13 protein-coding genes are annotated in these 20,700 nt (G+C 66.9%); 6 read left to right on the plus strand and 7 right to left on the minus strand.

Features of this window, described 5'->3' with window-relative positions; all coding sequences use genetic code 11:
- Positions 1-291: 291 nt before the first annotated feature.
- The 3 genes from ACZ1JS_RS15945 to ACZ1JS_RS15955 all read left to right on the plus strand — a co-directional run bounded on the left by ACZ1JS_RS15945 (position 292) and on the right by ACZ1JS_RS15955 (position 5,989).
- Positions 292-2,718 carry a glycosyl hydrolase 115 family protein gene (locus tag ACZ1JS_RS15945; protein ID WP_465166902.1) on the plus strand — a complete coding sequence of 809 codons (2,427 nt, stop codon included), beginning with the start codon at positions 292-294 and terminating at the stop codon, positions 2,716-2,718.
- Positions 2,719-2,913: 195 nt separating this feature from the next.
- Entirely contained in the window at positions 2,914-4,521 is a 1,608-nt protein-coding gene (locus ACZ1JS_RS15950) for an inorganic phosphate transporter (RefSeq protein WP_465166903.1), read from the plus strand.
- Positions 4,522-4,531: 10 nt separating this feature from the next.
- A complete protein-coding gene (locus ACZ1JS_RS15955; protein ID WP_465166904.1) occupies positions 4,532-5,989 on the plus strand; it encodes a hypothetical protein in 1,458 nt (485 codons plus the stop codon).
- Between the two features lie 163 nt (positions 5,990-6,152).
- On the opposite strand, the gene ACZ1JS_RS15960 is transcribed toward ACZ1JS_RS15955, so the two are convergent.
- Positions 6,153-6,929 (minus strand): hypothetical protein, encoded by a 777-nt coding sequence (locus ACZ1JS_RS15960; protein WP_465166905.1) that lies wholly within the window; start codon positions 6,927-6,929, stop codon positions 6,153-6,155.
- A 139-nt stretch (positions 6,930-7,068) separates the two neighbouring features.
- Here ACZ1JS_RS15960 and ACZ1JS_RS15965 point away from each other — a divergent pair, with 139 nt between their 5' ends.
- Complete coding sequence (locus ACZ1JS_RS15965; RefSeq protein ID WP_465166906.1) at positions 7,069-8,169, plus strand: glycosyltransferase; 1,101 nt, start codon at positions 7,069-7,071, stop codon at positions 8,167-8,169.
- A 63-nt stretch (positions 8,170-8,232) separates the two neighbouring features.
- Here ACZ1JS_RS15965 and ACZ1JS_RS15970 read toward each other — a convergent pair whose 3' ends face one another.
- Entirely contained in the window at positions 8,233-9,843 is a 1,611-nt protein-coding gene (locus tag ACZ1JS_RS15970) for an alpha-N-arabinofuranosidase (RefSeq protein ID WP_465166907.1), read from the minus strand.
- A 152-nt stretch (positions 9,844-9,995) separates the two neighbouring features.
- Between ACZ1JS_RS15970 and era the strand changes: the two genes are divergently transcribed.
- The gene (gene era / locus ACZ1JS_RS15975) at positions 9,996-10,898 is read left to right on the plus strand and encodes a GTPase Era (protein ID WP_465166908.1); all 903 of its coding nucleotides are present in this window, start codon (positions 9,996-9,998) and stop codon (positions 10,896-10,898) included.
- A gap of 46 nt (positions 10,899-10,944) precedes the next feature.
- Here the strand turns inward: era and ACZ1JS_RS15980 are convergent, their stop codons facing one another.
- Both ACZ1JS_RS15980 and ACZ1JS_RS15985 read right to left on the minus strand, forming a co-directional pair.
- A complete protein-coding gene (locus ACZ1JS_RS15980) occupies positions 10,945-13,497 on the minus strand; it encodes a porin family protein (RefSeq protein WP_465166909.1) in 2,553 nt (850 codons plus the stop codon).
- A gap of 244 nt (positions 13,498-13,741) precedes the next feature.
- The gene (locus ACZ1JS_RS15985; RefSeq protein WP_056459912.1) at positions 13,742-14,110 is read right to left on the minus strand and encodes a glycine zipper 2TM domain-containing protein; all 369 of its coding nucleotides are present in this window, start codon (positions 14,108-14,110) and stop codon (positions 13,742-13,744) included.
- A 328-nt stretch (positions 14,111-14,438) separates the two neighbouring features.
- Here ACZ1JS_RS15985 and gyrB point away from each other — a divergent pair, with 328 nt between their 5' ends.
- Positions 14,439-16,907: a DNA topoisomerase (ATP-hydrolyzing) subunit B gene (gene gyrB, locus ACZ1JS_RS15990; protein WP_465166910.1), complete on the plus strand. Its 2,469-nt coding sequence runs from the start codon at positions 14,439-14,441 to the stop codon at positions 16,905-16,907.
- A gap of 144 nt (positions 16,908-17,051) precedes the next feature.
- Here the strand turns inward: gyrB and ACZ1JS_RS15995 are convergent, their stop codons facing one another.
- The 3 genes from ACZ1JS_RS15995 to ACZ1JS_RS16005 form a co-directional block, all read right to left on the minus strand.
- Positions 17,052-19,460 (minus strand): ligase-associated DNA damage response DEXH box helicase, encoded by a 2,409-nt coding sequence (locus ACZ1JS_RS15995; protein ID WP_465166911.1) that lies wholly within the window; start codon positions 19,458-19,460, stop codon positions 17,052-17,054.
- An 82-nt stretch (positions 19,461-19,542) separates the two neighbouring features.
- Entirely contained in the window at positions 19,543-19,680 is a 138-nt protein-coding gene (locus ACZ1JS_RS16000) for an entericidin A/B family lipoprotein (protein ID WP_465166912.1), read from the minus strand.
- Positions 19,681-19,747: 67 nt separating this feature from the next.
- Entirely contained in the window at positions 19,748-20,659 is a 912-nt protein-coding gene (locus tag ACZ1JS_RS16005) for a hypothetical protein (protein ID WP_465166913.1), read from the minus strand.
- Positions 20,660-20,700 lie beyond the last annotated feature (41 nt).

A 20,700-nucleotide genomic window follows, 5' to 3' on the forward strand; every position in this document is an offset into this window, starting at 1 on the left:
GCGCCCCGAATTCGGGGTCGCGTCCATTCGCTACGAATGATGTAATGGTGGTAGCGCTATCACCGCGCGGGCGTCAAGCCAGTCTCGTATAATTGGTTTGACCGATAGTCGGTGTGTTACCGTCCATGATGTGTACGGCGAAAAGTAGCTGGACCGACGGATGGAAAGTTGACCCAGCGAACGGGTCGACCGATGAAGGCGGCGTGGCTACGCTGTCAGGGCATTTGCCCAACGATATCAATATTCGGAGAGGTCATGCAGCAATCCGTTCATCGTCCTGACCGGCGTTCGATGATTCGACGAATTGGCCTGATGGCCGGGGCGGTCGGCATAGCGGCGTCGAATCCGGCATCGGCCTGCACCGGTCTGGTTGCGATCTGCGAGAAGGCGTCGAGCGACGCGATGGCCCTGATCGAAAACGGCGTGCCGGCACGGGTCGTTGTCGAGCCGGCGGCCGATGATGGCGTTCGCGATGCCGCAGACGATCTGTCCCGCGACCTGACCGGACTCGCCGGCCGCAGCGGCGAGGCGAAGGACCGGGTAGTGCTGATCGGCGTGCTGGGGCAGAGCCGGACGATCGACGCCCTGGTCGCGGCGGGCAAGCTGGACGTATCGACGTTGCAGGGCCGGTGGGAAGGCTATGTCCAGCAGGTGGTCGACGCGCCGATGCCGGGCGTCGCCCGCGCGCTGGTGATCGTCGGCGCCGACAAGCGCGGGGCGATCTTCGGCACCTATGATCTTTCGCGCCGGGCGGGGGTGTCGCCCTGGAATTGGTGGGCCGATGTGCCGGTGCCGGTGCGTCCGAAGCTGTATGTGACGGCAGGGCGGCGGATCGACGCGCCGCAGGTGCGCTATCGCGGTATCTTTCTGAACGACGAGGAGCCGGCGCTCGGCGAATGGGCGCGCAGCAGCTTCGGCGGGGTCAATGCGCGCTTCTATCAGCGGGTGTTCGAACTGACGCTGCGGCTCAAGGGCAATTATCTGTGGCCGGCGATGTGGGGCAAATCGCTGTGGCAGGACGATCCGGCCAGCGCGGCGCTGGCACAGCGGATGGGAATCGTGCTCGGCACCTCGCACCACGAGCCGATGCAGCGCGCGCATGTCGAATGGGCGCGGGGCAAGGGCGGGGCGTGGGATTACACGACCAATGCCGACAAGCTGCGCGGCTTCTGGCGCGAGGGGATGGTGCGCAACGCCGGGCGCGATGCGGTGGTGACGGTCGGCATGCGCGGCGATGGCGACGAGCCGATGACCAGCGGCACCGCGACCAAGCTGCTCGAACGCATCGTCGCCGACCAGCGCGGCATCATCGCCGAGGTGACCGGCAAGCCCGCCGCGCAGACGCCGCAGGTCTGGGCACTCTACAAGGAAGTGCAGGATTATTACGATGCCGGGATGCGCGTCCCCGACGACGTGACGCTGCTGTTCGCCGATGACAATTGGGGGAATATCCGTCGCCTGCCCAAGGTCGGGGAGGCGCGGCCGGGCGGATATGGCGTCTATTATCATTTCGATTATGTCGGCGGTCCGCGCAACTATAAGTGGCTCAACACCAACCAGATTTCGCGAACCTGGGAACAGATGGCGCTGGCCGACGCGCATGGTGTCGACCGGATGTGGATCGTCAATGTCGGCGACCTGAAGCCGATGGAGCTGCCGACCAGCTTCTTCCTCGACATGGCGTGGAATCCGAAGGCGATGACGATCGACGCGATGGCGGACTATCATCGCCGCTGGGCAGCCGAACAGTTCGGGGCGGGGCAGGCGGACGTGATCGCGTCGATCCTCGACCGCACGACCCGCTATATGGCGCGGCAGAAGCCCGAACTATGGTCGCCCGATAGCTGGAGCCTGACCGACGGCGCCGCCGACCGGGTGCTGGCCGAATGGGCGGCGCTCGACCGCGACGTCGCGGCGGTGCGGCCGAAGGTCGCGGGGCAGGACGCATTCTATCAACTGGTCGCGCATCCGGTCGAGGCGGCGGGAAATCTCGCCCGGCTATATGTGACGGTCGCGCGCAACCGCGCGGCAGCGGCAGCGGGCGACCCGGCAGCGAATGCGCTGGCGGACGAGGCGGAGCGGTTGTTCGCCAATGATCGTGCGATCCGGGCGCGCTATGAAGCGCTGAACGGCGGCAAGTGGCGGCACATGATGGCGCAGACGCATATCGGCTATACCGGCTGGCAACAGCCCGACACCGATGTGATGCCCGAGGTGCGCCGCGTCGCACCCGGCACGCCGCGCACGCCGATCGCGGTCCAGCCGCCGGCCAAGGCGACCGAGATCGATGCGGCGGCGTTCGCTGCCGAACGTCCTGCCGGCGCGGTGCGCTGGGTGACGGTGCCCGGCCTCGGCATCGTCGGTCGCGCGGTGACGCCATGGCCGCAGACGGCGACGGCGCAGGCGCCGGGCAAGGGGCCGGCGCTGGACTATCACGTCACGCTGCCGGCCGGCACCGCGACGCTCGAGGTGCTGGCGGCACCGTCGCTGGACGTCACCGGCAGCGGGCGGCGCTACGCCATCGCGATCGACGATGCCGCGCCGCAGGTGATCGACCTGTGGAAAGGAACGGGCGAGAAGGAATGGGCGGAGGCGGTCAGCAACGCGGTGCGCGTGACCCGGTCCAGTCATAAGGTGGTGACGGGCGGGCGGCATCGCATCCGGCTGTGGATGGTCGATCCGGGGGTGGTGATCGAACGGCTGCGCATCCTGCCGTGACCGGCGTTGCGCGCGCATAGTGTGGCGCACCGGTAACGGCGTCGTTCCGGAATCGGACGCATATGCGCGGCATATCGCCAAAGCATCTTCCATCCGCTATGGGCGCCTCGCCGATCGCGATGCCGACGCGAGGGCGGTGTGGAACTGTCACACTTCGCCATTAGGGCGATTCGTCCATTCGGCAGGGGAATTTCGATGACGAGCGCAGCGCTGGAGCGGGATGGACGCCCCGGCCCGAAACTGGACGACGGCTTCGGCCGCGCCGGTACGTTTGGATTCGCCACGGCGATCATCGCCGCACTCGGCTATGTCGTCTACAACGTGTATCATGACGCGGCGGCGGCCAGCGTCGATCCGCTGACGCTGATGCCGTTCGCGCTGCTGGTGCTGGCGCTGATCATCGCGCTCGGCTTCGAATTCGTGAACGGCTTCCACGACACCGCCAATGCGGTCGCGACCGTGATCTACACCAATTCGATGCCCGCGCATGTCGCGGTCGTGTGGTCGGGGGTGTTCAACTTCCTGGGTGTGCTGCTCTCGACCGGCGCGGTCGCGTTCGGCATCATCTCGCTGCTGCCGATCGAACTGATCCTGCAGGTCGGGTCGTCTTCCGGCTTCGCGATGGTCTTCGCGCTGCTGATCGCGGCGATCGTCTGGAACCTCGCCACCTGGGCGCTGGGCATCCCGTCATCGTCGTCGCACACGCTGATCGGATCGATCATCGGCGTCGGCGTGGCGAACGCGATCCTGCAGGGGCGCAACGGGTCGGCCGGCGTCGATTGGGACAAGGCGACCGAGATCGGCAAGGCGCTACTGATCTCGCCGCTGATCGGTTTCGGCGTCGCCGCGCTGCTGTTCCTTGCGATGAAGACGCTGGTGCGCAACCGCAAGCTGTACGAGGCGCCGGTCGGCGACACGCCGCCGCCGCTGTGGATCCGCGCGCTGCTGATCTTCACCTGCACCGGCGTCAGCTTCGCCCATGGGTCGAACGACGGGCAGAAGGGCATGGGCCTCATCATGCTGATCCTGATCGGTACGGTGCCGACCGCCTATGCGCTCAACCGTGCGGTTCCCGCCGAATATGAGGCGCAGTTCGCCGCCAACAGCGCGGCGGCGGTGCAGGTGCTGGCCCCGCGCGGTCCCCGTATCGGCCTCGACGACACCGCCGCGCGCAGCCAGACGCAGCGTTATATCACCGACCGCAAGCTGGACGCCGAAACCGTGCCCGCCGTCACCGCGCTGGTCGGGACGATCGATCGGCAGGTCCGCGAATATGGTTCGCTGGCCAAGGTTCCGGCAGCGGTCAGCGGCAACATGCGCAACGACATGTACCTCGCCTCCGAAGCGGTGAAGCGCATGGCCAAGGAAAAGTCGCTGGGCCTGAACGATCGCGACCAGCAGGTGCTGACCGATTATCGCGGTTCGCTCGACGCCGGCACGCGCTTCATCCCGCTGTGGGTGAAGGTCGCGGTCGCCTTCGCACTCGGTCTCGGCACGATGGTCGGGTGGAAGCGGATCGTGGTCACCGTCGGCGAAAAGATCGGCAAGACCCACCTGACCTATGCGCAGGGCGCGTCGGCCGAGCTGGTGGCGATGGGCACGATCTTCGGTGCCGACAGCCTCGGCCTGCCGGTGTCGACCACGCACGTCCTGTCGTCGGGCGTCGCCGGCACGATGGCGGCGAACCGGTCGGGGTTGCAGATGGGGACGGTCCGCAACCTGCTGATGGCATGGGTGCTGACGCTGCCGGTGTCGGTGCTGCTGTCGGGGTCGCTCTACCTGCTGCTGAACCGGGTCTTCTGATCGCATGACGGTGGCGGCGCAGCGGGGGGACCGGTCGGTCGTGCCGCTGCGCCGTGATCCGGTGGCATGGCTCATCCTGCTGCTGGTCTGGTTTTCCTGCGCATGGTTCGGGTCGTGGGAATTCAATCCCAACAACGCCGTGCGCATGTTCGCCGCCCTGTCGCTGGTCGAACAGGGCGACGCGACGATCGACGAGTTCGCCCCCCTGACGATCGACAAGGCGCAGTTCGGCAGCCATTATTATTCGGACAAGGCGCCGGGGATGACCGTGCTGGGCATGCCCGCCGTCGCCATTGCCGACCGGTTGTCGGGACAGCGCGCCGACGATTTCATTCCCGGCTTCGAGAATCGCGAGTTCAACCGGTTCCTCAAGATCCGCATCCGGCTGGTCGCGGTGACGATCTGTGCGGTGCTGAGCGCATTGGCGGCGATGCTGCTCTACGATCTGGTCCGGCGGGTGACCGGCGATGGCGAGGCGGGAGCGGTCGCTGCGCTTTCCTATGGCCTTGGCACCACCATCTGGGGCTGGTCGACGACGATCTTCGGTCATGCCCCGGTCGCAGCGTTGCTGCTGATCGCCGCCTGGGCGGTGTGGCGGGGCACCGGGGTGGCGCGGTCGCCCGGTCATGCGGTCGTCGCCGGGCTGGCGCTCGGCTGGGCGGTGCTGATCGAACATTCGGCGCTGATCGCCGGGTTGCCGGTCGCGGGCTTCGCGCTGTGGCGGCTGCGGACGGTCGCGCGGGGGGAGACGGTGCGGACCGTCGCTATCACATTGGCAGCAGGGGCCAGCGCGCTCGTCGTGCTGCTCGCCTATAACTTGATCGCGTTCGGGACGGTGTTCCGGCTCGGCTATTCGGGCGTCACCGATTTTGCGGGGATGCAGGAGGGGCTGTTCGGACTGACCTACCCCAAGCCCTATGTACTGTACGAACTGATCCTCGGCGAGCGGCGGGGCATGTTGTGGGTCGCGCCGATCCTGATCGTCGCGCCGTTCGGGCTGGCGATGCTGGTGCGCGATCGCGCCACGCGCGACCTCGGCTGGCTGGCGGTCGCGGGGGCGGTGGTGCCGTTCCTCATCAACGCCAGCTATTATTACTGGGACGGCGGCAACGCGACCGGGCCACGCCACGCGCTGCCGGCGGTCGGGTTTCTGTGCATCGGTATCGGCGCGTTCTGGGCGCGGGCGACGCGCTGGTCGCGCGTGGCGGTCACGGCGTTGCTGGCGGGGTCGGTCATCCTCAACATGGCGATCGCCAGCGCGGAGATCACCGCGCCGCAGGATGAGCCGCGCGCGCTGGCGGTGGCGGTGTTCGCGGCGCGGTTCGATCCGGGCTATCTGCGGACGGTGGCCGATGAATGGCTGGGCTTCACGCCATGGCAGGGGTTGGCGATCTGGGCGGTGGTCGCCGGGGTGCTGACGGTTGCCGTGGCGGTACTGGTCCGTCGGGCGAGGGCAGAGGGAAGATAGGGGTTCGCGCAGAGGCGCGGGGACGCGGAGGGTTGCGCCGGGGGCCAAGCCTTACCGCGCCAGCGACCTCATCTGCATGGCAATGCAAGCAAGTGTCTGCCGGTCGCGAGACATTGCCCCGAACGCAACCCTCCGCGTCTCCGCGCCTCCGCGCGGACCAATTCTACTCCGCCGCCTGCGCCTGCGGTTCAGGGATAAGGAAACCGTAGCGCGCCTCGACCGCCGGATCGAGCCAGGCGTGGATATGGGCGAGATCGGCGTCCGACACCGGCGCATAGGCAGTCGGAGTGAAGGCACGCCGTCCCTGCCCCTTGTACGTGTCCTGCGCGACGAACGGTTCGGCCATCGTCAGGCCGGTCGCGGCGGCAAGATCGGCGATCACGCCTGCTGGATCGGCGACGAACGCCTCGTGGTTGAGCAGCGCGACATGATGCGCCCGGTCGTGCAGTCCCGCCCAATGGCGCAGCTTCGCGGTCCGCTTGGCAAGCGGGTTGGCGAAGCGTTCGCCGGTGTCGGGACAGCGTTCGTGCAGCATCTCGCGCCCCAGCACCGGATGATCGTCCTCGACGCCCCAAAATTCGCTGTCCCAATAGCTGTGCCACGGCGCGCGGATGAAGTCGGAAAAGCCGAGTTTCTTCAGTTCGGGATGGGCGTGCCATGGCTGGCGGTGCAGGCTGCGCACCCAGTCGACCGGATCGCGCGCCACCGCCAGCACCATCACGTCGCGCGGGAACAGCACCTGTTCGGGTACGAACCAGTGTTTGAAGCCATGTTGTTCGGTAAAGGCGGCGCGGCCGAGATTGGCCTCGATCGACCGGATCAGGACGTTGGTCCCCGAACAGCGCTGACCGTAGACCTGGATCGCGCGGATCGGCGCGTCGCCACGGCGCAATATCGTCAGGCCGGGGCGCGGATTGGACCAGCCGTCATGCGTCGTCATGCAGGTTCTATTCCCATCTGAATCATCGGAAATCGTTGTGTTTCCGAAATAATTTTCGGTATGGCGGTTACGCGGGGAGCCGGCAACGGTTCCGCCGCGTTCGTGCGCAGGTACGAAGACGGGTTTCTCCGGGGGACAGATGACGACGCGGCCGATCACCTTTTTCATCCATCATCAGGGTCGCGGCCACGCCAATCGGGCGGTGGCGATCATTCGCGAACTTCCCGCCGAGCGGCCGGTGACGATCCTGTGCGCGCGGCCCGAATTGTTCGACGGCTTCGACCGGCCAATCGAGATCGTGGCGCTGCCCAACATGATCGGCGCACCGGTCCCGACGCGTGCGCTGTTCGACCAGCCGACGCCCGAGGTGCTGCACTGCGTGCCGCTGGGCGTCGAGGCGACGCGGCGGACGATGCGGACGATCCTCGACCATCTCGACGATGCCGCCCCCGCGCTGTTCGTGGTCGATGTTTCGGCGGAGATCGCGCTGCTGTCGCGCATCGCCAGCGTGCCGGCGATCAAGATCCGCATGCATGGCGACCGCACCGATCCGGGGCATTTGGGGGCCTATCAGGCGTGCGTCGGGCTGCTGGCGCCGTTCGATCAGCGAATCGAGCAGGACGACTTCCCCGACTGGGGTCGGGCCAAGACCTGCTATACCGGCGGGCTGTGCACCACGACCGATGCCGTGCCGACCAGGGCCGAGGCGCGGGCGAAGCTGGGCATCGATCCCGACAAGGAAGTGGTGCTGGTGCTGACCGGCGGCGGCGGGGCGGGGACGCCCTATGCCCCGCTGACCATGGCGGCGCGGGCAGTGCCCGACGCGCTGTGGCTGGTGATCGGACCGGTGCATCGCGAGGGGCATGAGACCGATTTCGGCAATCTGGTCGAACGCGGCTGGGTCGACGGCGTCACCGATCACATCGCCGCCGCCGACGTCGTGATCGCATCGGCGGGCGACAATACGGTGCATGAGATCGCCCGGGTCGGCCGCCCCTATATCTGCGCGCCGGAATGGCGGTATTTCGCCGAACAGACGCGCAAGGCGGATCGGCTGGCGGAAGTCGGCGCGGCGGTGGCGCTGCACCAGTGGCCGGGATCGCTCGCACCGTGGCGCGGGTTGCTGGACGCCGCCAAGGCGCTCGATCCGGCGGCGCTGGCCGCGCTGTACGATGCGGGCGCGGCGGGTCGGGCGGCGAATTATATCGAGGGGCTGGCGGTACGGCTCTGGGCCGACTGACGCACGGCGGGAACGTCCCCGTCCGTAGCGGGAGAATGGGGCGGCCGACGCCGCCCCACGCCCTTATTTGATGTCGAGCATCACTACCGACTTGGCCGGCAGCGTCACCGTCAACGTGCCGTTCGCGACCTGTGCGCCGGTGAAGGCGGTCGGAGTCACGGCGTTCGGATTGTCGAACGTATTGTGCGCAGTGATCGTCGGCGCGGTCAGCACCCGGCCGGTGACGGTCGCGCCGTTGATCCCGGTCAGCGCCGCCGACACGGTGGTCGGACGGTTCGGATCGGCGTTCGACAGGGCGACATGGACCACGCCGTCCTTGCCACGCACCGCCGAGGCCGACACCGCCGGCATCACCCATTTGTCACGCGAATAATAGGGGCTGTTGACCGTGATCGGCAGCACCGTGCCGTCCATGAACGGCTTGTACATCTCGAACACGTGATAGGTGGGCGTCAGGACCATCTTCGGCCCGTCGGTCAGGATCATTGCCTGCAGCACGTTCACCATCTGCGCGATGGCGGTCATCTTCACACGGTCGGCATGTTTGGCGAAGATGTCGAGGTTGATCGCGGCGACCAGTGCGTCGCGCAGCGTGTTCTGCTGGCGCAGGAAGCCCGGCGTCGTGCCCGGATCCTGGGCATACCACGTGCCCCATTCGTCGACGGCCAGCCAGACGCGCTTTTGCGGGTCGTACTTGTCCATCATCTGCGAATGCTTGGTGATCAGCTCGTCCATCTTCCACGTCCGCGCGAGCGTTTCGGCCCATGCGGATTCGTCGAACTGGGTCGGGGACGCCTTGGGCGGCCAGCCGCCACCGGGGACGGTGTAGTAATGCAGCGAGACGGCGTCGATCTGGTTGATCGCCTCGCGCATCATCACGTCGGTCCAGTTATAGTCCTCGACATTGGCGCCGGATGCGATCTTGAGAACGCGGCTGCCGGCTGGCGACTTGATGAAGGTCGCGAAGCGCTTCGTCTCGTCGGCGGCATATTCGGGGCGCATATTGCCGCCACAGCCCCACAGCTCGTTGCCGATGCCGAAATAGGGGACCTTCCACGGCGCCTTGCGGCCGTTCTTCGCGCGTTCGTCGGCGAGGGTGCCGGCCTCCTGCGTCATATATTCGACCCACTCGGCCATTTCGCGCGGCGATCCGTTGCCGACATTGCCCGAGATATAGGCTTCGGCGCCGACCTGTTCGGTCAGGTCCATGAACTCATGGGTGCCGACCGCATTGTCCTCGGTCACGCCGCCCCAGTTGGTGTTGATCTTGACCGGGCGCTTGGCGCGTGGCCCGATCCCTTCGCGCCAGTGATATTCGTCGGCGAAGCAGCCGCCCGGCCAGCGGATGACCGGCACGCCGAGGCGCTTCAGCGCGGCGACGACGTCGTTGCGGAACCCGCGCGTGTTCGGGATCCGGCGATCGTTGCCGACCCACAGGCCGCCATAGATGCCGTTGCCGAGATGCTCGGCGAACTGGGTGAAGATGCGGCGGTCATAAGTCGGACCCTGCTGATCGCCGCGGATCGCGATCTGCGCCGGTTCGCCCGGCTGCGGCGTCGCGGGGGCGGGGGCCTGGGCCGATGCGGTCGCGGCGATCAGCAGCGATGCCGTGCCGAGCACGAAATTGCGCGCGCGGGTCCGCAATGTGCGGTGCGCGGTCGATTGAGTACGCATGGGTTCTCGCCCCCTCCTGTGTTCTTGTCGGACTATTGGGTAGCGGGCCTGTCGGGGCGGATCAAGCACCGACTTGTGGTGCGCGCACGCTTTGCTTGCGTCGCTGCCACGCGTAAGAAGGGCGTCATCGAATATTGCAACGAGGTTAGCTTTTGACGTCTTCTTCCCAGTCGTGCGGCCTGGTCGCGGTCCTTGGCGCCCCCAATGCGGGCAAGTCGACGCTGGTCAATGCGCTGGTCGGGCAGAAGGTCGCGATCACCAGTCCCAAGGCGCAGACGACGCGCACCCGGTTGATGGGGATCGCGATCGAGGGCGACACGCAGCTGCTTCTGGTCGACACGCCGGGTATTTTCGAACCGAAGCGGCGGCTGGACCGGGCGATGGTGTCGGCGGCGTGGGAAGGCACGACGGGCGCCGATGCGATCGCGGTCGTGGTCGACTGCAAGGGCGGGATCGGGCCGAAGGTCCGCGCGATCGTCGAGCCGCTGGCCGCGCGCAAGGAGCCGAAGCTGCTGATCCTGAACAAGGTCGACATTGCCGACAAGCCGCGCCTGCTCGATCATGCGGCGCGGTTGCACGAGATGGCGGCGTTCGAGGAGACGTTCTTCGTCAGCGCGACGACCGGCGATGGCTTGGCCGAGATGAAGGCTGCGCTGGCGAAGCGGATGCCCGAGGGGCCGTGGCATTTCCCGGAGGATCAGGTGAGCGACGCCACCGACCGGATGCTGGCGGCGGAGGTGACGCGCGAGCAGCTATACCATCAGCTGCACGAGGAACTGCCCTATGCGAGCGCGGTCGACACCGAACGCTATCTGGAGCGCGAGGACGGGTCGGTCGAAATCCACCAGCAAATCTATGTCGCGCGCGATACCCAGCGCGCGATCGTGCTGGGCAAGGGCGGGCAGCGGATCAAGGAAATCGGCGCGACCGCGCGCAAGGAATTGCAGGAGTTGTTGGGGGTGCGGGTGCACCTCTACCTGCATGTGAAGGTCAAGCCGAATTGGGAAGAGGACCGGATGCTGTACCGGGATATCGGGCTGGACTGGGTGGAGTAGGCGGCGGTCCTGCGCTCACGACCCCGTCGTCCCCGCGCAGGCGCCTTCAAAACAGCTTGCGCACCGAGAACCTGACGATCCGCCCATAGGGGTCGAGGAACGCCGGCTGGAAGCGGAACGGCACCGCGCCGTTCCGGTCGCGGACGTCGGGGCGGTCGTTCAGCAGATTCTGGATATGGAACTGGAAGGTCAGGCTTTTTGCCCAGGCGGCTTTGGGAGCCAGTTGCTGACCCTCCAGTTGCGAATAAATGCCCATAATCGTCGCCGGCGTGAAGCGCAGGTCGGATTCGGCGATAGCGCTGCGGATGCGGGTCGGGGCCTGCCAGAAGGCATAGGTGCCGAGCCGCACCGGGCCATAGGAACCGCCGATATTGCTCTCGACCTGGTATCGGGACCGTCCGCTATTGCCGTCGATCGAGGCGCCATCGAGCAGATCGAGCGCAGGCAGGCCGGGACTGAGCACCAGCCGGTCGTCGAGCCGCGCGGTGAAGGTACTGAAGCTCCACAGCATGGGCCGCTGCCGGGGTGGCGGCGGGGGCGGTGCGCCCTTGGCCGGGGGCTTCGGCGCAGGCGGCTTGGGACCGATCTGTCCGAAGAACGACCAGCCCGCCGTGATCTTGCGTTCGCGTTCGTCGAAGGCGTTGATCGGGCGCAGGTCGGCGCGCACCAATCGCCCGGCGGCATTGCGTGGAAAGCGTTCGGGAAAGGCGGCTTGCAACTCGGCAGTGGCGCTGCCGGGATAGACCGGCTGATCGGTGATCCGCGTGTCGACATAGGCGAGGTTCAGGCGCATCTCGCTGTTCTTGATCGGTTGCCAGTCGACGCCGAGCGTACGAACCTGGCGTTCCTCGGGCGCGAGGTCGGTGTTGCCGCCGCCGGTGACCGCGATCAGCGCGCTGGTGCCGGTGACGAAGTCGAAGAACGGCGTGTTGGGGACGGTGACGATCGGGTTGGTCAGCGCGGCGATGGCCGGCGGGGTCTGCGCCGTGTTGATCGACGCGGTGATCTGGATCGGGCGCCACGGGTTCCAGCGCAGTGCCAGGTTGCTGCTGGTCAGATTGCCATAGTCCGACACGCCGGTCACCCCCAGCGTCGCATTGGCCGAAACCGTCCCGATCGCGTCCAGCACGCCGCGATCGGCGGAGGTGATCGGCAGGTCGAGACTGGCGCTGGTGCCCGCGATCGTGCGGGTCAGCGACGTCGCCGCGCCGATATTGTCGGCCAGCCGGCCGTCGCTGTCCGATCTGGCGTAATCGGCGTTGAGCGTCAGCAGCGCCTGTCCGGCGGGAAGGGTGAAGGCCGGGCCGTTGGCGGTCGCCTTGGCCGTGGCGGTGTTGGTCAGCGTGCGGCTGCGGGTGATGATCCGGCCGGCGGTGCCGATGCGGTCGGACAGGTCATAGGGATCGGCGCCGGCATCGACCGCCGCCTGCAACACCGCCGGATCGACGCCGCGATCGACCGAGGCACGGGCACGGACGCGGTCATATTCGCCGCTTACCGTCCACATCCATCGGCCGATCCCGCCCTGCACCGCCGATCCGGCATGCAGCGTCAGATTGTCGTTGCGCTGGGTCAGCGTGCCGGCTTCGTCCAGATAGCGGTAGAGCAGCACGTCGCCGGCAAAGGGGCTGGCCGGATTGGTGGCGGGCAGGCGCAGCGCGGCGCCTTGCAGCCCGGCGAGCGCAAAGCCGCGTTGCGCGTCCATGATCAGGTTCAGCGACCCGGTCATGGTCTTGCCGATCGGGACGGCGTGGGTCATGTCGACCTTCAACTGGTCGTTGCTGCGCAGCGACAGGAAGGGCGAGATGTCGGTCGCGCGGGTCGTGCCGGCGGCATAGGCGCGCAGGGTGTCGCGTTGTGCCGGATCGGTCGGCACGGCGGTGGCGGTGATCGCGCGCCCGGCAAGGGCGTCGAGTGCGGGGTCGATGCTGCCGCCGTCCAATGCGCGCAGATTGCCGGTCCGGTCGAACAGCGTGTCGTTGTCGACCTGATAGGGGCGCTGATCGGCGAATAACGGGTTCTGCCGGTCGTAGTTGATCGCCAGCGTGGTGCGGCGATTCCCCTCGATCCGGGTCGCGCCCAGTTCGGTGCGCGCGGTCCCGCCGCCGCCATCGGTGGTGGTGCCCGCCGCCTGTTCGATGGTGCGCCCGCGAAAGCGTTTCTTGGTAACGAAATTGACGACGCGGACCGTCGCCGGAAAGCCGAAGCGCGCCGAATCCTGTTCGTTCAGGATTTCGGTCCGCTCCAGCGCTTCGGGCGGCAGCGACTGGATCTCGCGATAGCCCGAAATGCGGCGGCCGTTGAGCAGGAACACCGGCTCGCCGCCGCTGTTCGACGTGGTCAGCGGTTTCAGCAGCTTGAGCAGTTCCTGGATGCTGGTCACGCCCATGGCCCGGATCGCTTCGGCATCGAGTATCGCGACCGGCACGGCATCGCCCAGCGCCGATCCCGGCGGACGTTTGCCGGTGACGACGATCTCTTGCCCGCGCGTTTCCTCACCCGGTTGCTCGGTGTCGTCCTGTGCCCAGGACGGGACCGGAGCGGCCAGAAGCGCCGCTCCGGCCAGCGTCCGCCAGCCGTCCCGCCCGTATCGCGTCATGCACGCCACTCCGTCACCGTTGCGCCTGCGGACTACGAAGGGTTTCCGGCCGGATCGTGGCAGAACGGGGCAAATGGACGGCGGGCCGCTTCACGGTGGCAGCAGCGATCGGCCGGTGCGGCGACAGGGGGGGGGGGCGTCGGGCTTCGGCAACCGGGCGCAATGCAGAAGGGCCGGCCCTCCATATCGGAAGACCGGCCCAACCCCGTAACCCCGTTACGCCACCGGGGGTCCGGGAAAGCGGTTAGCGGCGGCAGTAGCGCGGGGCGTCCGCCTTATCGATCGCCCGGCCGGCCAGGGCGCCGACACCGCCACCCAGGATGGTGCCGAGCAAGCGGTTGCCATTGCCGCCGACCTGGTTGCCGAGCAGGCCGCCAGCGATCGCGCCGATCACCGTGCCGCCGTCGCCATTTTCGCAACGTTCGCCGCGACGGTTGACGTAGCGGTTGTTGTAGTAACCGCGGTCGCCGCGATATTCGCGATAGCTGCGGCCGTCCCGATAATCCCGCTCATAGCGGTCCCCGCGCCAGCTCTGCGCCGAAGCGGCGGTGGGGGCGGCGGCGGTGGCGACCGTGGCAAGGGCGGCGGCAGCGAGCGTCAGCTTCTTGAACATGGGTCTTCTCCCTCAAAATCTGGTGACGGTTCCGGGTGGGGAAGTCCGTCTGTGATTTGGGGTATGCCCTGATTCGCTTGAGCCGATACTGAATGCGCCTGTTAGCTGCCGTTCAGTATCGGACGGGGACGGATGGCGGTTTTTCGTCACTCCCCGCGAAGGCCGGGGTCCAGGGTCGTAAAGGCGGGCGGCAGCATTGCTTGGCTCTGGCCCCCCGCCTGCGCGAGGGTACGCTGGACTTCGAGGGGCGCTCATCGTCCCGCAAACCGCCCGCGCGCCCATGCGGGTTTTGCTTTAGTTCCATCGCGTGAAACCCTATATACTCGCTATGGCAACGAACCCCAATCAGAACGACTACGGCGCAGACTCGATCAAGGTGCTCAAGGGGCTGGACGCGGTCCGCAAGCGCCCCGGCATGTATATCGGCGATACCGACGACGGCTCCGGCCTGCACCACATGGTGTTCGAGGTCAGCGACAATGCGATCGACGAGGCGCTGGCCGGACATTGCGACCGCATCCTCATCACGCTGAACGCCGATGGTTCGGTCTCGGTCGAGGATAATGGTCGCGGCATCCCGACCGGTATCCACAGCGAAGAGGGCGTGTCGGCGGCGGAGGTCATCATGACCCAGCTCCACGCCGGGGGTAAGTTCGAAAACACCAACGACGACAATGCCTATAAGGTGTCGGGCGGCTTGCACGGCGTCGGCGTGTCGGTGGTGAACGCGCTCAGCGACTTTCTCGACCTGACCATCTGGCGCGACGGGCAGGAGCATTACATGCGCTTCCGCCGCGGCGATGCCGAAGCGCCGTTGAAGGTGATGGGGCCGTCGGACAAGCGTGGGACGCGCGTCACCTTCCTGCCGTCGCCCGAAACGTTCAAGATCGTCGAGTTCGATTTCGACAAGCTGGAACATCGCTTCCGCGAGCTGGCGTTCCTAAATTCTGGCGTGCGGCTGGTGCTGGTCGATGCCCGGCACGAAGAGCCGCGCGAGGTCGAATTGTTCTACGAGGGCGGGATCGCCGCGTTCGTGAAGTATCTCGACCGGACCAAGACGCCGCTGATGCCTGATCCGATCGCGATCCACGGTTTCCGCGACGATGTCGGCATCGACGTCGCGCTGGAATGGAATGACAGCTATTACGAGAACGTCCTCGCCTTCACCAACAACATCCCCCAGCGCGACGGCGGCACGCACATGGCCGCGTTCCGTGCAGCACTGACGCGGACGCTGAACAGCTATGCCGACAAGTCGGGCATGCTGAAGAAGGAGAAGGTCTCCCTTACCGGCGACGATATGCGCGAAGGGTTGACCGCGATCGTGTCGGTCAAGCTGCCCGATCCGAAGTTCAGCAGCCAAACCAAGGACAAGTTGGTATCGTCCGAAGTACGCCAGCCGCTGGAAGCGCTGATGGCCGACAAGTTGGCGGATTATCTGGAGGAAAATCCCGGCAATGCGAAGGCGATCATCCAGAAGGTGATCGACGCCGCCGCCGCGCGCGAGGCCGCGAAGAAGGCGCGCGAGCTGACCCGGCGCAAGGGCGCGATGGATATCGCTTCGCTGCCCGGCAAGCTGGCCGATTGCCAGGAACGCGATCCCGCCAAGTCCGAACTGTTCTTCGTCGAGGGTGACTCGGCCGGTGGCTCGGCCAAGCAGGGCCGCGACCGCCATTTCCAGGCGATCCTGCCCCTGCGCGGCAAGATCCTGAACGTCGAGCGCGCGCGGTTCGATCGGATGCTCGCCAGCCGCGAGATCGGCACGATCATCACCGCGCTCGGCACTGGCATCCGCGACGACTTCAACCTCGACAAGCTGCGCTATCACAAGATCGTCATCATGACCGACGCCGATGTCGACGGCGCGCATATCCGTACGCTGCTGCTGACCTTCTTCTACCGCCAGATGCCCGAGATCATCGAGGCGGGGCACCTCTATATCGCCCAGCCGCCGCTGTATAAGGCGACCAAGGGTCGGTCCGAAGTGTATCTGAAGGACGACAATGCGCTCGACGAATATCTGGTCGAGGCCGGGGTCAGCGCACATGTGCTGGAAGGGCCGGCGGGTGCGCGCAGCGGCGACGATCTGAAGGCGCTGCTGGGTCACGCGCGGCGGATGCGGACGCTGATGCGCTACGTGCCGCGCCGCTACGACATGGGGATCGTCGAAGTGCTGGCACTGGCCGGCGTGCTCGATCCGGCGATCGGGGATGCCGATCGCCAGACGCGGTTGCAGGATGCGGTGGCGCGGATCGGCCGGACCGATGTCGAGGCCGAATGGACCGCACGGGTGACCGAGGATCACGGTTTGCAGTTCCAGCGGCGCTGGCGCGGGGTGACCGACACCCACAATATTGAACCGGCGTTCCTGCTGTCGGCGGAAGGGCGCAAGCTCCACAGCCTCGCCGCCGAGGAAGCGGCGAGCTATGCCGGCGTGTCGAAGCTGGTCAGCGCGCGTAGCGCCGCCGATCCGGTCGCCGAGGGCGAGGAAGAGGCACCGGCGGTCGCGGGCAAGGGCGAGACGCTGGTCGCGCGGCCGAGCCAGTTGCTCGATGCGATCCTCGCCGCCGGGCGCAAGGGGCTGTCGATCCAGCGCTACAAGGGGCTGGGCGAAATGAATGCCGAACAGCTATGGGAGACGACGCTAGACCCGGCCAACCGGTCGATGTTGCGCGTGGCGATCGATCAGGCCGATGTGGCGGATGAGATTTTCACCCGGCTGATGGGCGATGTCGTCGAACCGCGGCGGGACTTCATTCAGGAGAATGCGCTGAACGTCGCCAATCTCGACGTTTGATCGGGGCGGGCTACGTAACCACGTAGATCGTATCCCCGCGGAGGCGGGGATCCAGGGTCACTGCGCGCAACGCCTTTGGCCCTGGATCCCTGCCTGCGCGGGGATACGGCTTTTAATCAAGGGGTGGGCAGAGAGCGCCCACGCTCAATCCAGCGCCATCGCCTGCGCCGCCAGCGCCTCCGCTTCCACCAGCAGCGCATCGTCGGCCGAGCCCTGCGTCACGCGTTCGCGCCCGATCAGCACCAGCACCGGCACCGCCAGCGGGCTGACCCGCTCCAGCGTCACATGCCGCATCCGCGCCTGTGCCGTCTCCAGCAGGGTCGCCAACCGCCCGACATCGGTCATCCGCGCCCGCGCATCCTCCCACGCCGCCTGCAACAGCAAATGGCCCGGTTCATATTTGCGCAGCACGTCGTAGATCAGGTCGGTCGAGAAGGTGACCTGCTTGCCGGTCTTGCGCTTGCCCGGATGCTGGCGCTCGACAAGACCGCCGATCACCGCCACCTCACGAAAGGCGCGTTTGAGCAGCGCCGATCCCTGCACCCAATCGACGAATTCATGTTCGAGAATGTCGGGCGAGAACAGCGCATGCGGATCGGTGATCGGTTCGAGCGCGTAGCAGGCGAGCGCATAGTCGTTCGACACGAAGCCGATCGGATTCAATCCCAGCGCCTCCATCCGCCGCGTGACCAGCATGCCGAGCGACTGATGCGCGTTCCATCCTTCGAAGCTGTAGGCGACCATATAATGCCGCCCGTCATGCGGAAAGGTTTCGACCAGCAGCTCGCCCGCACGGGGCAGGACCGATCGCCGCGCCTGTATCTCCAGCCATTCGCGGACATCGTCGGGGAAGCGGTGCCATTCGCCCGCATCGGCGAGGAAGCCGCGCACCCGGTCGGCGAGGTTGGTCGACAGCGCCATGCGCGTGCCGCCATATTTGGGGATGCGCGCCGGCTTGCTGGTCGCCCGAACGACCAGGTCGGTCAGCTCGATCTTCTCGACCTCGAGGCTGAGGCCGGAGAAGAAGAAGGTATCGCCCGGCGACAGCGTCGAGGCGAAATACTCCTCGACCGTGCCCAGCCGCCGCCCGTTCTTGAACCGGACGTCGAGCGTCGGCGCATCGACGATGATCCCGGCGTTCAGCCGGTGCTGCGCAATGAAGCCGGGTTTGGTGACGGTCCACAACCCGTCGCTGCCCAGGCGCAGGCGCTTGAACTTGTCGTACGCCTTCAGCGCATAGCCACCCTCGGCGATGTAATGCAGGACGCGGTCGAACGTGTCGCTGTCGAGTGCCGAATAGGGCAGGGCGCCGCGCACTTCGTCGAGCATTTCGGCGGCGTCGAACGGTTCGGCGCACGCACAGCCCATCAGATGCTGGGCGAGCACGTCGAGCGTGCCGGGGCGGAAAATGTCGCGGTCGAGTTCGCCCGCATCGACCGCGTCGAGCGCCGCCTGCGCCTCCAGAAACTCGAAGCGGTTGCCGGGCACCAGCAACGCTTTCGACGATTCGTCGAGCCGGTGGTTGGCGCGGCCGATGCGCTGGAGCAGGCGCGACGACCCCTTGGGCGCGCCCATCTGAATCACGCAATCGACATCGCCCCAGTCGACGCCGAGGTCGAGGCTGGCCGTCGCGACCAGCGCGCGCAACTTGCCATCGGCCATCGCCTGTTCGACCTTGCGCCGCGCCTCGCGGTCGAGGCTGCCGTGATGGACGCCGATCGGCAGTTGGTCGTCATTCGCCTTCCACAAATCCTGAAAGATCAGCTCGGCAAGGCTGCGGGTGTTGCAGAAGACGATCGTCGTGCGGTGCGCGCGGATCTCGCGCATCACCTGCTCGGCGGCATAGCGCCCCGAATGGCCCGACCATGGGATGCGTTCCTGCGGCAACAGGATGCGGATATCGGGGTCGGCGCCCGCCTCGCCCTGCACCGCCGCAACGGCATCGATATCGCCATCGGGGGCGAGCCACGCGCGATAGCCGTCGGGATCGGCGACCGTCGCCGACAGCGCGACGCGGCGCAGACCGGGCGCGAATTTCTGCAACCGGGTCAGGCATAGCGACAACAGGTCGCCGCGCTTGTCGGTGGCAAAGGCATGGACTTCGTCGATGACGATCGTCGACAGCGAGGCAAACAGCTTGTCGCTGTCGGGATAGGACAGCAACAGGCTCAGCGATTCGGGCGTGGTCAGCAGGATATGCGGCGGCTTGGCGCGCTGCCGCGTCTTGCGGTCGGACGGCGTGTCGCCGGTGCGGGTCTCGACCCGGACCGGTAAATCCATTTCGGCGATCGGGGTCAGCAGGTTGCGCTGCACGTCGACCGCCAGCGCCTTGAGCGGTGAGATATAGAGGGTGTGCAGCCCGTCGCGGGGCCGTTCGATCAGATCGACCAGCGTCGGCAGGAAACCCGACAGCGTCTTGCCGGCCCCGGTCGCGGCGACCAGCAGGGCGTGGCGACCGGCGCGGGCCTGTTCGAGCATGTCGAGCTGATGGAGGCGGGGTGTCCAGCCGCGTGCGGCGAACCAGTCGGACAGGGGAGCGGGAAGGTCGCGCACGATCAATGATGTAGGATCGCGGTGTGCGACTACAAAGCGGGCGGGGCTGCCCGCGCAGCCCCGCCCCCATGGGAAACCGGAATTACTTCTTCTGGCCCGATGCGCCTTCGATCGCCGATCCGGCCGACTTCAGATCCTTGCCGGCGCCGTTCACCGTGTTGCACGCACCCAGCGTGACGGTGGCGGCGAGGGCGACGATAAGACCGATCTTGCGGGTCATGGTGATGCTCCTTCCTTATCAAAACGGGATTGTGACGGGTCGAGATACGCCGACCCGCCACCTACACTCAGCGCAACTTACGACGTGCCGCCGTGGTTGCACCGAAACCTGCCGCAGCCGCGCCGATCAGCAGCGCGAGCACAAGGACGAACGAGGTACCGGCCGCCGCACCGGCGGCCTTGTCGGTCGCCGACTTGGCGGTGGCGACGGCTTCGTTCTTGGTCTGGACGAATTGCTGCTTGGCGCGCTTGACCTGCGCCTGTGCCTCGGGACGGCTGATCTTGCGCTGTGCGGCGACGACGTCGACGATGCGGCTCTCGGCCTGCTGACCCTCGGCGCCACCACGGGCGAGCGCGGGGAGCTGGCGGGCGATCTCGGCCTGCGCCTGTTCGGGCGTCATCTGCGCGGGATCATTGGGCGCGTCCGACAGATAGGCGGCGGCTTCGCTGCGCACGTCCTGCGCGGCGTCCTTCACGTCATTGGCATCGACACCGGCGACCGCCGCTGCGGCAGGCGCTGCCGACGCGACCGTGCCGACCGCGCTGCCCGCCGTGCCGGCGACCGCACCCACGGTACGGAACGCGCCGCCGATGATGCCGCCGACCGCCGAAGTCAGTAGATACAGCGTCAGGATCAGCGTGACGCCCCATACGACCAGCCCATGGACCAGTGCATCGAACCGTTCGGTCACGCCCGACACCCGCGCCGCCGCATAGCCGCCCGCCCCCAGCGCGACGACGGTGGTGATGAGCCAGTAAAGGCCCGCGCCGATGCCGAAGCCGGCCGCCCCCGGCGTCGTACCCTCGACCGGGTCGACCATGGTCAGCCCGATGCCCGCGCCGAGAATGCCGAGCACCAACTGTACCGCGATCGCGATCACCACGCCGGCGAAGACCGCGCCCCACGAGATGCGGGTCGGCGTCTTGTCGACATAAGCGGGGTCGGCCGGCCGATAGCCGGTGTTCAGATTGGTCGCCATGGATACTCCTGTTGTTACGGATCGCTTGCGGCTCGGGGCCG

This window comes from Sphingomonas sp. BL-S-05, from assembly GCF_055521695.1.